The sequence below is a fragment of the Kribbella sp. genome (assembly GCF_035687465.1).
Taxonomy (GTDB): domain Bacteria; phylum Actinomycetota; class Actinomycetes; order Propionibacteriales; family Kribbellaceae; genus Kribbella.
The window spans coordinates 1-11,310 of sequence record NZ_DASRXP010000623.1 but is presented as its reverse complement, the minus strand read 5'-3'; the positions used below and the strand labels follow the sequence as shown (position 1 = coordinate 11,310).

Sequence of the window (11,310 nt, the reverse complement as noted above, 5' to 3'; positions counted from 1 at the left end):
GGTGGGGGCGGTGGGGCGGCGATGCTCCGGGGATGGACTTGATTCGGTACGTGGTGGTGGGGGATGGGGCGGCTGTGCTTCTGGTGCATGCCGGGGTTTGTGATGCGCGGATGTGGGGGCCGCAACTGGCGGATCTCGGGCGGGATCATCGGGTGATCGCGCCGGATCTGCGGGGGTACGGGGAGACGCCGCTGGAGGTTGGGGCGAAATACTCGGATGCCGGGGATCTGCTGGATCTTCTGGATGAGTTGGGGCTCGACCAGGTGGCGGTGGTCGGGGCGTCGTACGGGGCGAATGTTGTGTTGCAGGCGGCGAGTCGGGCGCCGGAGCGGTTCAGTCGGCTGGTGCTGCTCGCACCGCCGGTGTTCACGCTGCCGAGGACGGACGATCTGCTGGCCTTCGGCGCGGAGGAGGACCGGCTGCTCGACGCGGACGATGTGGACGGCGCTACCGATCTGAACGTGCGGAGCTGGCTGGGGCCGGAGGCGGACGACGAGGCGCGCGAGCTGGTCCGAGTGATGCAGAAGCGGGCGTTCGAGGTACAGATCGCGGCCGGCGACGTCGAGAACGAGGACTATGAGGTTCGGCCGGAGCTGATCACGGCGCCGGTGAAGCTGTTCACAGGGGCGCACGACTTCCGGTTCTTCCACGATTCGGCGGCGTACCTGGTGGGATCCCTGCCGGACGTCGAGCACGTGGAACTCCCCTGGGCCGGCCACCTCCCCACCCTCGAACGCCCCGCGGAAGGCGTCGACCTCGTCCGCAACGCGCTCAGCTGAAACACAACGTCCGAAGAACCTGAGGCTATGACCTCAGGTTCTTCGGACGTAAGCGCTGAGAGGAAAGTCAGTCGGCGAGGGCGCCCATGGGGTTCCAGGCGGAGAGGACGATGGGTTGGTCGTCCAGGCGGGCCTGGAGGTCGGCCGGGAGCGCGGAGCGGCGTACGGCGATCTCGAAGACGTGCTCGGCGAACCACGAGTCGTTCATGGTCCAGAAGCCGTTGTCCGCCTTCTCGTCGCCCCAGCTGTTCTCCACCCGCCAGCGGCGCGGCTTGCCGTCCACCAGGTCGACGCCGGTGAAGAGCATCGCGTGCGTCATCAGGGTCTCGTGGTGCACCAGCCGCTCTGCCTTGTCCAGCTTGAACTCGGTGTCGTAGACCGACCCGTAGTCGTACAGCTTCGCGTCCCAGAACCCGAGATCCGCCGACATCTGCCGCCCGACGTCACAGCCGAACCAGACCGGCTCGCCGCTGACGATGGAGTCCTGCGCGAGCTTCTTGATCAGGTCGATCTCGACGTTCAGGTAGACCACCGGCGGCGCGTCGATCACGTTGCCCAGGTAGTCGACGGTGAAGGTCTTGCCGGTCGGGCTGGACTCGCGCGGGTCGTGCACGAGGCAGACGTAGTCGTCCACCGGCAGCGTCACGTACTCCGCCGCGAACTCGGCCGGCGTGGTCCAGCCGTCGCGGTGGAAACCCTTGTCGCTGTCCTTCCACTGCCACAGGAACTTCTGCGGCGGCGTCCCCAGGTGGATGCTCAGCACCCGGTGGATCGTGGTCAGCAGCTCCCCCTTGCGGGCCCGCTGCGACTCGACGTCATCGATTTCCCGCAGGTCGCGGGCGCCCTGGCGGAGCAACTGGCGGAGCGTGTTGTTCATCTGAGCGGTCGCCGACGAGCTCTCCGTCTCCGGCATCGCCGTCTTCGGCACCAGCCCGTGCTTGCGGACCAGCGCGACGAACATGTTCCACTGGCCGCCGTCACCGATCGGGTCGGACAGCAGGTGCGCGACGGTCCGGTCGTCGACGTCGCGGCCGCCGGTCTCGATGATCGCCTCGAGGAAGAAGTTGGCCCGCTCGAACTTGTCCCAGAACAGCAGGTAGTTCTGGGAGAACTCGAAGTCCTTGACGTTCAGCTTCTTCGCCGCGCCGACCCGGAGCAGGTTCAGGCCGGCGAACAGCCAGCAGCGGCCGCTCTTCTTTTGGTTCGTCACCTTCCAGTCGTCCAGCAGGTTCGACACGGAATGGTCGATCCCGGTGACGACCTGGCGATCCAGGGCGATCTTGGCAATCGGCGTCTCCGTGACGGCGTTCTGCATCACCCGGTACTGCGGGTTCGATGCGAACTCCTTCTCGAAGAGCGCGAGCTGTTCGGTTGTGAGATTCCGCTCCATAGGAAACGACGGTATAACAGCGGCAAAGCTCGCTGCGCCCCTGTCGGCATGGCGAATCTGTGCCCTGTCCACAACTCGCCACGCCCTGACCCCGCTAGCCCTCCGTAAGTCCACCATCCGCGAGCGCCTGCTGGGCGAGGGTGATGGCGCGGTTGGCGCGTGGTAGCCCGGCGTACAGGGCGGTGTGGAGGAGGATCTCGCCGATTTCGTCAGGCGTGAGGCCGTTCCTGACCGCGGCTCGGACGTGCATCGCGAGCTCGTGCTCCGCGCCCAGCGTCACCAGCGCGGACAGCGTGGCGATCGAGCGGTCGCGGCGGGACAGGCCGGGTCGCGACCACACGTCGCCCCACGCAGACCTCGTGATGAAGTCCTGGAACGGCGCGGAGAACTCGGTGCTCGCCGCGACAGCCCTGTCCACGTGGGCATCCCCGAGCACCGCCCGCCGAGTCCGGAATCCCGCCGACAGCGTCGCGCCCGCCCCGAAATGCTCCAGCAACAGCTGAACGATCCGCCCCGGCTGCTCCACCGTCGCGAGATGCGCCGCATCGACCACCTCGAACCTCGCCCCGGCGATCCCCGCGGCGATCGCCTGCCCATGCTCCGGCGGCGTGGCTGGATCCCGTATGCCGCTCACCACAATCGTCGGCGAACTGATCCGCGCCAGCGAAGCCCGCAGATCCATCCCAGCGATCGCCCGGCAACTCTCCTCATAGGCCGGCGCCGAGACCCCGAGGAACATCTGCTCCAACTTCGCCACCAACCCGGGATCCGCCGCGGTCAGGTCCGGCGTGATCCAGACGCTCGACACCCGCGGCCAGATCGCCTGCAATCCCTCGCGCTCCACGGTCGCGGCCCGTTCCAGCCAGTACTCCGCGGGCGGCAACCACGCCGACGTACACAGCAAGGCCAACCGGCCGATCCGCGCCGGGTGATGCGCCGCCAACCACATCCCGACCATCCCGCCGAGCGACAACCCGGCCAGGTGGACGCGATCCAGCCCCAGCTCATCCAGTACGCCGACAACCTCGAGCCCGAGTTCCTCGATCGACGCGCCCCCACGGGTATCGAACCGGATCACCCGGAACGACTCTGCGAGCGCCCCCACGCACGGATCCCACATCTCGCCGGTCGAGCCGATCGAGTTCAGCAACACCAGCGCCGGCGCCTCCGCGGGCCCATCCGTCCGGATCATCCCTCAGACCTCGAAGAACGGGGTCTCGCCGGGACCCTGCAGGCGAATGTCGAACACCAGTCGTCCATCGCCGTCCCACCTCGCCGTGAGCGCCCGGCGATCCGAGTCGTCCAGCGTCCGCAGTACCGGATCGGCCGCGTTCACGGCGACCTCGTCCGGCAGGTAGATCCGGGTCACCAGGTGCTTCAGCAGACCGCGCGCGAAGATCGAGACGGCGATGTACGGCGCCGCCTCGTCATCTGTGGCCCCCGGCAACAAAGTGCGGAACCAGTAAGTACCGCTCGCATCCGTCATCGACCGGCCGAGACCGCGGAAGTCCGTCGAGGCCCCGAACCTCCCGGACGGATCCGCCTGCCAGATCTCCACCATGCCGTCGGGAACGACTTCACCGGCCCCGTCGACGACGGACCCGGTCAGCACGACGGCGCCCGGCGTACCGTCCGGCACCAACTCGGGACCATCCGCCCAGTCCAGCCCGATCGCGAGGAACGGCCCCACGGTCTGCGACGGCGTACTGCCCAGCAGGTCAGTCATCATCGGGCTCCGTCTCGAAGGGGGTCGCCTCCTGGCCGCGCAGGACGATGTCGAACTTCACCCCGAGCGCCCAGAACGGCACGGTCGCGTCATGGTCGTACTCCGAGACCAGCCGCTGCCGCGCCTTCTCGTCCGGCACGGAGTTGAAGATCGGATCCTGGAAGAACAGCGGGTCGTCCGGGAAGTACATCTGGGTGACCAGGCGTTGTGTGAAGGCCCGGCCGAACAACGAGAAATGGATGTGCGCCGGCCGCCAGGCGTTCGGGTGGTTCTTCCACGGGTACGCGCCCGGCCGGATGGTGGTGAACCGGTAGTTGCCATCGGCATCAGTCAGCGTACGCCCGGCCCCGGCGAAGTGCGGATCCAACGGCGCCGGCCATTGGTCGATCGGATGCCGGTACCGCCCGGCAGCATTCGCCTGCCAGACCTCGACCAGCGCGTTCGGCAGCGGTTTGCCGGTGGTGTCCAGCACGCGCCCGTGCACGACCACGCGCTGCCCGACCGCCTCGCCGCCGTCCCAGCTCGTGAGGTCGTCGTCGCCCGGCGCGGGCCGGTCCTCCCCCAGCACCGGCCCGGAGAGCTCGGTCAACCGCTGCGGCAGCAGTTTCAGGTCCCGCCCCGGATGCCGCAGCGCCGTGCTCCCGTACTCCGGTACGTCGTACGGCGGATGTGTCCCCACCGGATCCAGCCCGTACTGCCCCACCGTCATCTCCCGACCTCCACGTGACTCCACCATCGCTTGCGTCCGAAGAACTGGCGAGACGTCCCTCCACTTCTTCGGACGCAAGCGTCTCAGGGAGAGGCAATCGTGGGGGTGGGGGTTTCCGGTGAGTGGAAGGGTGGGGGCAGAATGGGGTGGGTGACGGAGAGTGTGGGGGCGCGGTTGTTCGCCGTACTGCGGACGTTCACTCACCGCACTCCGGTGCAGACCTTGTCCGAGATCAGCCGTCGCGCCGAACTCCCCCTGACCACCACGCATCGGCTCGTCCACGAACTGCTCCGGGGCGGGGCGTTGGAGAAGGACGAAGACGGGCGGTACCGGATCGGCCTCGGGTTGTGGGAGATCGCGGCACTCGCGCCGCGCGGACTCGGCCTGCGGGAGAGCGCGATGCCGTTCCTGGAGGACGTCTTCGAGGCGACTCGCCAGCACGCGCAACTCGCAGTACTGGATGGTGGCGAGGCCGTGTTCCTCGAGCGGATCTCCGGCCGGAAGGCGGTGCACGTGTTCACGCGAGTGGGCGGGCGGCTGCCGCTGCACGCGACCGGGGTCGGCCTGGTGTTGCTGGCCCACGCCGGCCACGAACTGCAGGAGTCGGTGATCACCGGTCCGCTGAAGAGGTTCACCAGCCACACCATCGCCGAGGGCGAACCACTCCGCCGGAAACTGGCGGACATCCGCCGCGACGGTTACGTGATCAGCGACCGCGCGCTAGAGGAGATCAGCGTGTCCATCGCCGCGCCCGTGCACGGACCCGACGACACCGTGACGGCTGCCATCTCGACGGTCGTCCCGTACGGCGAACAAGATCCGCTGACCCTGGTCCCACTGGTCAAAGCAGCCGCCCGCGGCATCTCCCGCGTACTCGGCGCCCCCAGCGCGACCGGGCTCCCCAAATCGGTCCGCCGTACGTCGGCCCCGTGGCGCTCCGACTAGTCAGACCAGGCGACGATCCGTGGCCCACCGGGTCAGTTCGTGGCGGTTGGACAGCTGCAGCTTGCGCAGCACTGCGGACACGTGGGTCTCGACGGTCTTGACCGAGATGAACAGCGCCTTGCCGACCTCCTTGTACGCGTAGCCGCGGGCGATCAGCCGCAGTACCTCCCGCTCCCGCTGCGAGAGCCGGTCCAGGTCCTCGTCCACCGACGCGATGTCGATCGCCCCGGAGAACGCGTCCAGCACGAACCCGGCCAACCGCGGCGAGAACACCGCGTCGCCGTCGGCCACCCGCCCGATCGCGTCCACCAGTTCGGTGCCGCTGATGTTCTTGGTGACGTAACCACGAGCGCCGGCCCGGATCACGCCGATCACGTCCTCGGCCGCGTCGGACACCGACAGCGCCAGGAACTTGACCTCCGGATGCCGCTGATGCACCTGCTTCATCACCTCGGTGCCACCGCCGCCGGGCAGGTGCACGTCGAGCAGCACGACGTCGGGCTCGGTCGCCACAATCGCCTTCACCGCGCTGTCCACATCGGCACCCTCGCCGACGATCTCCACCGCGGTGCCGATCTCGCTGCGTACTCCGGCGCGGAACATGTCGTGGTCGTCGATGACGACTACCCGCCTCTGGCTCATCTGTCCATCTCCAGTCGCACTTCGGTGCCCGTCTCCGGATCGGACCGCACCGTTGCGCGGCCGCCGTGCCGTTCCATCCTGCCCATCACACTGTGTCGCAGGCCGAGCCGATCCTCCGGCACGCCGTCAGTGTCGAACCCCTTGCCGCGGTCCCGGACGAAGATCTCCGCCCGGTCCCCGTCCACCTCGACGAACACATCGATCTTGTCAGCTCCGGAGTGCTTGGCGGCGTTCACCATCGACTCCCGGGCGGCCCGCACCATCGCGGACAACCCCTCGGTCAGCTCGCAGTCCCCGACCGTGACCACCTCGACCGGTACTCCGTGAGAGTCCTCCACCTCGGCAGCAGCCCGCTTGGCCGCGCCCGACAACGTCTGGTCGGTGGTGTCGTCCTCGTCGTACAGCCAGGACCGCAGATCGCGCTCTTGCGACCTGGCAAGCTTTACTACGGCCCGCGGGTCGTTCGCCTGCTTCTGGATCAGCGCAAGCGTCTGCAGCACCGAGTCGTGCAGGTGTGCGGCCATGTCGGCACGTTCCTGCGACCGGATGCGCTCGCCACGCTCCGCGTTGAGGTCTCTGCTCAGCCGGTGCACCCACGGCCCAGCGATAACGCCCAGGCCGACCACTGCGAGCAGCAGCGCGACCAGTACGTCGCCGACCATGGACAGCCGGTTGTTCTGCACCAGGAACACCGTGACTGCGGTCCCGATCAGAATCAGGCCGACAGCAACTCGGATGACGGACTTCAGCCCGCCCTTGCCCAACAGCAGACCGAGTGTGGGCGCCTTGTTGGTCCAGGCTGCCTTCTGACCCTCATCCGCCTGCCGCCAGATCAGCGCCAGACCGGTCCCGGCGAACACCAGCGGCCAGAACATCTTCCCTGCGACGCCGAAGCCGGCCACATTCAGCAGCAGCAGTACACCGATGCCGACGACGACCAGTGCGGTCACCTGACCACGGCTCTTCTCCCGCTTGCGGGCCTTGCTCTCGGTCATCGGCGGTGGCTGGTCCGAGCGGAGGCCGCCGCGGGTGTGAGCCGCCAGACCAGGTGCGGCCGGCACGGTCGGAGCCGCCAGCGGCATCAGGAACCACAGGGCGGCGTAGATGAGTGCACCGAAACCGCCGAAGACAGTCGCAGCGATGAAAACCAGTCGGACGACGGTGTCGGACACGCCCAGGTGGTCCGCGATACCACCGGCCACTCCGCTGACCACGCGCCCCTCGGCACGACGGTAGGCCCGCCGTACGGGCGGTGGTTCGTAGCCGGGTCCCGGCGGCAGCTGCGGCCCAGCAGACCCGTACCCATACGCCCCAGGCGCGGCGTAGGAACCGCTCGGCGGGGAGCCGCCCGCCTGATAGCCAGCCTGCCCGGAGCCGTGCGGAGGCGCGGGGGGAGCCCCGGGAACCGGGGATCCGCCCGTGGGCGCGGCAGCGGCTGGTTGTGTCATCCCCTTGATCGTCACATGCGGACCGGGCCCACACCAGCAGGCTTCTCCCCTGTCGTCACCTCAGCCGCCCCCGCGACCACTCAGGGTTCCACCGGGGAGAACCCCGACCGGTCCGCACCGGCGGGGTCGACAAGGGTCACCAGAGGGGGATCCCCGATGTTGCGCGGGGCCGGAAGGGGACACCATCGAGGTCATGGAGCAGAACCCGAACGACCCTGGACCGGCTGGAGGATTCGATGCCAGCCGGCTCAAGGACGTGCAGAGCTGGCGGCGGAGCCGGTCCGACCGGATGGTGGCAGGCGTCTGCGGCGGCATCGGCCGCGCGCTGAACATCGACCCGGTGCTGGTCCGCGTCGTGATGGGCGTTCTCGCCCTGATGGGGCCTGGGCTGCTCTTCTACGCCGCCGCCTGGGTGCTGATGCCGGACGAGGGCTCGGACCGCTCGGCCGCGGAGGGGCTGCTCGGCGGCCGGGTCAAGCCCGACCACCCGTGGGTCTGGCCCGTCGTGATCGGGATCTGCGTGTTCGCCGCGATCGCGATGATGTCCTCGTTCGACTTCGGCCGGCTGGTGCCCGGGCCACTGATCGTGCTGGGGCTGATCTGGCTGTTCGTGTTCCGCCGGAAGGGCCGCGGCTCGCGGCGCTTCCGCCGTCACAACGCCACCAACTGGTCCGGCCAGGGCACCAACTGGACCGGCACGCCCCCGAACTGGAGCGGCCAGCCGGGCTCGACGAACCAGACCGGCGCCGCGCCTGCCGCGCAGTACCAGCCAACAGCTCCGAACCCCACCCAGACCGGCCCGTCAGCTCCCCCGACGGGCCCGTCGTCCTCGGCCACACAGCGCCCCCAGGACCGCACCGTCGAACCGGTCCAGCCTGTGTGGACCGAGGACGACCCCCTCGGCCTGTACGTCGACGAGCCGGCCACCGGGGCTCCGGCCAAGCGTCCGGCGGCCCCGCCCGTCAAGGGATACCGCGGGGTGAAGTCGGCCGTGGTGGCGCTGACCGGAATCGCCATCGCGATCGCCTGGCTGGCAGGCGCCCCGACCTCGTTGATGCTGGTGATCGGGCTGGCGACTCTCGGGCTCGGCATGCTGTTCGGCGGCTTCCTCGGACGCACGCTGGCCCTGCTGCCGCTCGGCATCCTGCTCGCGGTCGGGATCGCCGTGAGCACGGTCTTCCCGACCTTCCCGCGCGAGTTCACCGACACGAACATCGTCGCGACCGCCGCGGACAAGCCGATCACCACCTCGAACTACACCTTCGACGGCGGCGCACTGCACCTGGACCTGACCAAGGCGACCTTCGCGCCCGGCGCCAAGATCGTGGTCGACGGCGGCCTCGGCGAGGTGGTCATCAAGGTGCCGCAGAACGTCGACGTCAACGCCACCCTGACCGCCCAGCTGGGCGAGGTCATCGGCTTGGACCAGCGGAACAGCGGACCTGATGCGAAAGTGTCCTTGACCAACAACCTGGGCGCGGACGCCAAGGCCGGGCCACAGTCGGTCACCCTGGACGTCGGCCTCAAGCTCGGCAGCATCAGAGTGGAGCGCGGATGAAGAAGACGAAGCCGGACGTGCCCGGCATCATCGCCGGCACCGTCCTGACCGGTGCCGCCACCATCTACCTCCTGAACGACAACGGCGTCGTCCCGACCGACGACCTCGGCGTCGCCGCCGCCCTGCTGCTGGTGGCCGCCGGCATCGTCGGCCTGGCCGCCTCCCACCGCAACTGAAGGTGCGCAGTACCGGCTGGGCTAGTCTTGTGGACCGCTCGCCGGACCGGTTCGCCGGACGGACGGGCACCCGAGGGGCCCGAGTGAGCGGGCCCCGTTGAAGGTAACGGGAGTTCCGATGGTGCGCGGCACCGTGAAGTGGTTCAACGCCGACAAGGGCTACGGCTTTCTCGCCGTGGACGGGCAGGACGACGTGTTCGTCCACTGGAGCAAGATCGTCTCCGACGGGTACAAGACGCTCGAGGACGGCCAGCACGTCGAGTTCGAGGTGGTCGACGGCCCCAAGGGCCGCGAGGCCGACGCCGTCAAGGCGGTCTGACCCAGGACCTGTGGCCCGCCCCGACCCGGGCAGGGCTTTTCTTTACCTGCGCGGAGCGTGGGCAACCGATAACCTGACCCAACACCTGTGGGAGGGGTTAGGACGTGACCGAGCCGGTTCATGTGATCAGGAAGCTCGAGCAGGCGCTCGCCGACGACGACTTCGCCTGGTCGTTGCTGCTCGTCGGCGAGGACCAGACGGACAAACTGGCGACGCTGACCGGTGATCTGCGCGGCCCGTTCTCCAGGACCGGCGACGGCAAGCAGATCACCTCCGGCTTCTCCTACTGGGGCATCGGCCCGACCATCGCCTGGGCGAACGCCACCAACGACCCCTTCTACCTGGTGATGAAGGCCGGCGCGGAGTCGTTCCTGCGGCACTGGCGCAGGGTCCGCCCGCATGTCGAGGACGGCGGCTTCCACTTCGTCAGCCTGGGGGTCGGTACCGGCGTCAAGGACCGCACCATCCTCGAGGACCTGTACCGGCTGAACCCGACGATGTTCTACATCCCGGTGGACATGAGCTCGGAGATGCTCCGGATGGGCAGCCTGGAACCGGTGCGCGGGGCAAGGTTCCCGGTGGCGCAGGTGCTGCCGGTCCAGCTCGACTTCTCGATCCCGGACAACATGAAAGAGCTCGGCCAGATGCTGGCCCGACTGGTCGGTGCCGAGCCGATCCTCTACACGCTGACCGGCAACACCCTGGCCAACTTCGAGAGCGACCAGGAGATCCTCGCCACGATCACCCGGGTACTGCGCCCGCAGGACCGGCTGCTGCTGGAGGTCGCCAGCACCAGCCGGCTCGACCAGGCGGCGGCCAAGGAGGCGGCGGACGAGTACCACCAGACCCGCGCGTTCGCCGAGTTCGTCACCAGCGCGCTGCGGTACAACACCGATCTGAAGATCGACAACGACCGGCTCGACTTCCGCGGCGAGGTCGAGAGCGACGACGCGCTGCGGGTCAAGATCGTCTGGAAGAACAACACCGGCAAGCCGATCGTGATGGGCCTGCCGGACCACACCGAGGTGGTGCTGGACGAAGAGGACACGATCCTGCTCTACACCACCCGCAAGTTCTCCACCGAGCGGCTGAAGAAACTCACCGAGGCCTGCGACCTGATCCCGGTCGAGCACGCCTACTCCCAGTTCCGCCACACCCGCCGGCCGAGCCCCTTCGGTCTCGACCTGCTCCTGCTCGCCCCGGGCGCGGTCAAGGAAACCCTCCCCACCCTCGCTGACGACATCTGGAACCGATGACCGAATCCCCGCGCGAACCACCTCCTGGTACTGCGAGCGCGAGCAGCCCGGGGACGCCAGGCGCAGGGGACCCTCCAGCGGTTGACAGGCGAGGGCTTGCTCGGGCTCGGGTGCGGGCGTTGGCTCGGCTGCGGGTGTTGTCGAAGGTGCTGCGGTCGACCTCGGGGAACACCACTTGGGCTGCGTACCGGCGTACGGTCGTGACGGCTGTCAGCTATGGGTTGCTGGCGCTCGCGTTCGTGCTCGGGGTGATCTGGTTCTTCTGGCCGGACAACAGTCGCTGGGAACCGGCGGTCAACTCACTCACCCTGGTCGCGGGGCTCACCGGCATCTTCGTCGAACGCCTGACGGCCGAGGCCGAG

At 68.5% G+C, this 11,310-nt stretch carries 13 protein-coding genes; 7 read left to right on the top strand and 6 right to left on the bottom strand.

Features of this window, described 5'->3' with window-relative positions; translation table 11 throughout:
- Positions 1 to 779 (top strand): alpha/beta fold hydrolase (locus VFG33_RS32990; RefSeq protein WP_325056916.1); only part of this gene is annotated, 779 nt, incomplete at its 5' end.
- A gap of 67 nt (positions 780 to 846) precedes the next feature.
- Here the strand turns inward: VFG33_RS32990 and VFG33_RS32985 are convergent.
- The 4 genes from VFG33_RS32985 to pcaH all read right to left on the bottom strand — a co-directional run bounded on the left by VFG33_RS32985 (position 847) and on the right by pcaH (position 4,604).
- Positions 847 to 2,169, bottom strand: coding sequence for a C1 family peptidase (locus tag VFG33_RS32985; protein WP_325056915.1), 1,323 nt, complete (start codon positions 2,167 to 2,169; stop codon positions 847 to 849).
- A 94-nt stretch (positions 2,170 to 2,263) separates the two neighbouring features.
- On the bottom strand, positions 2,264 to 3,361 hold the full coding sequence (pcaDC, locus tag VFG33_RS32980) for a bifunctional 3-oxoadipate enol-lactonase/4-carboxymuconolactone decarboxylase PcaDC (RefSeq protein WP_325056914.1): 1,098 nt from the start codon (positions 3,359 to 3,361) through the stop codon (positions 2,264 to 2,266).
- A gap of 3 nt (positions 3,362 to 3,364) precedes the next feature.
- Positions 3,365 to 3,895 carry a protocatechuate 3,4-dioxygenase subunit alpha gene (gene pcaG, locus VFG33_RS32975; protein WP_325056913.1) on the bottom strand — a complete coding sequence of 177 codons (531 nt, stop codon included), beginning with the start codon at positions 3,893 to 3,895 and terminating at the stop codon, positions 3,365 to 3,367.
- Positions 3,888 to 4,604, bottom strand: coding sequence for a protocatechuate 3,4-dioxygenase subunit beta (gene pcaH, locus VFG33_RS32970; RefSeq protein WP_325056912.1), 717 nt, complete (start codon positions 4,602 to 4,604; stop codon positions 3,888 to 3,890). The genes pcaG and pcaH overlap by 8 nt, the downstream gene beginning before the upstream one ends.
- A gap of 150 nt (positions 4,605 to 4,754) precedes the next feature.
- Here pcaH and VFG33_RS32965 point away from each other — a divergent pair, with 150 nt between their 5' ends.
- Positions 4,755 to 5,549 (top strand): IclR family transcriptional regulator, encoded by a 795-nt coding sequence (locus VFG33_RS32965; protein ID WP_325056911.1) that lies wholly within the window; start codon positions 4,755 to 4,757, stop codon positions 5,547 to 5,549.
- Here VFG33_RS32965 and VFG33_RS32960 read toward each other — a convergent pair whose 3' ends face one another.
- Positions 5,550 to 6,191 (bottom strand): response regulator, encoded by a 642-nt coding sequence (locus VFG33_RS32960; protein WP_325056910.1) that lies wholly within the window; start codon positions 6,189 to 6,191, stop codon positions 5,550 to 5,552.
- Positions 6,188 to 7,639, bottom strand: a complete 1,452-nt coding sequence (locus tag VFG33_RS32955; RefSeq protein WP_325056909.1) for a PspC domain-containing protein — start codon at positions 7,637 to 7,639, stop codon at positions 6,188 to 6,190. The genes VFG33_RS32960 and VFG33_RS32955 overlap by 4 nt, the downstream gene beginning before the upstream one ends.
- Before the next feature lie 193 nt (positions 7,640 to 7,832).
- On the opposite strand from VFG33_RS32955, the gene VFG33_RS32950 reads away from it, so the two are divergent.
- The 5 genes from VFG33_RS32950 to VFG33_RS32930 all read left to right on the top strand — a co-directional run.
- Positions 7,833 to 9,197, top strand: coding sequence for a PspC domain-containing protein (locus VFG33_RS32950; RefSeq protein ID WP_325056908.1), 1,365 nt, complete (start codon positions 7,833 to 7,835; stop codon positions 9,195 to 9,197).
- Positions 9,194 to 9,373, top strand: coding sequence for a hypothetical protein (locus VFG33_RS32945; RefSeq protein ID WP_325056907.1), 180 nt, complete (start codon positions 9,194 to 9,196; stop codon positions 9,371 to 9,373). Before VFG33_RS32950 ends, VFG33_RS32945 begins: the two co-directional genes overlap by 4 nt.
- Positions 9,374 to 9,491: 118 nt before the next feature.
- Complete coding sequence (locus VFG33_RS32940; protein ID WP_325056906.1) at positions 9,492 to 9,692, top strand: cold-shock protein; 201 nt, start codon at positions 9,492 to 9,494, stop codon at positions 9,690 to 9,692.
- A gap of 104 nt (positions 9,693 to 9,796) precedes the next feature.
- Complete coding sequence (locus VFG33_RS32935; protein ID WP_325056905.1) at positions 9,797 to 10,948, top strand: L-histidine N(alpha)-methyltransferase; 1,152 nt, start codon at positions 9,797 to 9,799, stop codon at positions 10,946 to 10,948.
- A gap of 119 nt (positions 10,949 to 11,067) precedes the next feature.
- On the top strand, positions 11,068 to 11,310 hold a 243-nt coding region (locus VFG33_RS32930), incomplete at its 3' end, for a hypothetical protein (protein WP_325056904.1).

Bases quoted from the DNA above. Each gene is read 5' to 3' on its own strand.
- VFG33_RS32960 (WP_325056910.1), bottom strand. From the start codon at position 6,191: ATGAGCCAGAGGCGGGTAGTCGTCATCGACGACCACGACATGTTCCGC.
- VFG33_RS32950 (WP_325056908.1), top strand. From the start codon at position 7,833: ATGGAGCAGAACCCGAACGACCCTGGACCGGCTGGAGGATTCGATGCC.
- pcaH (WP_325056912.1), bottom strand. From the start codon at position 4,604: ATGACGGTGGGGCAGTACGGGCTGGATCCGGTGGGGACACATCCGCCG.
- VFG33_RS32945 (WP_325056907.1), top strand. From the start codon at position 9,194: ATGAAGAAGACGAAGCCGGACGTGCCCGGCATCATCGCCGGCACCGTC.
- pcaG (WP_325056913.1), bottom strand. From the start codon at position 3,895: ATGACTGACCTGCTGGGCAGTACGCCGTCGCAGACCGTGGGGCCGTTC.
- VFG33_RS32955 (WP_325056909.1), bottom strand. From the start codon at position 7,639: ATGACACAACCAGCCGCTGCCGCGCCCACGGGCGGATCCCCGGTTCCC.
- VFG33_RS32940 (WP_325056906.1), top strand. From the start codon at position 9,492: ATGGTGCGCGGCACCGTGAAGTGGTTCAACGCCGACAAGGGCTACGGC.
- VFG33_RS32985 (WP_325056915.1), bottom strand. From the start codon at position 2,169: ATGGAGCGGAATCTCACAACCGAACAGCTCGCGCTCTTCGAGAAGGAG.
- pcaDC (WP_325056914.1), bottom strand. From the start codon at position 3,361: ATGATCCGGACGGATGGGCCCGCGGAGGCGCCGGCGCTGGTGTTGCTG.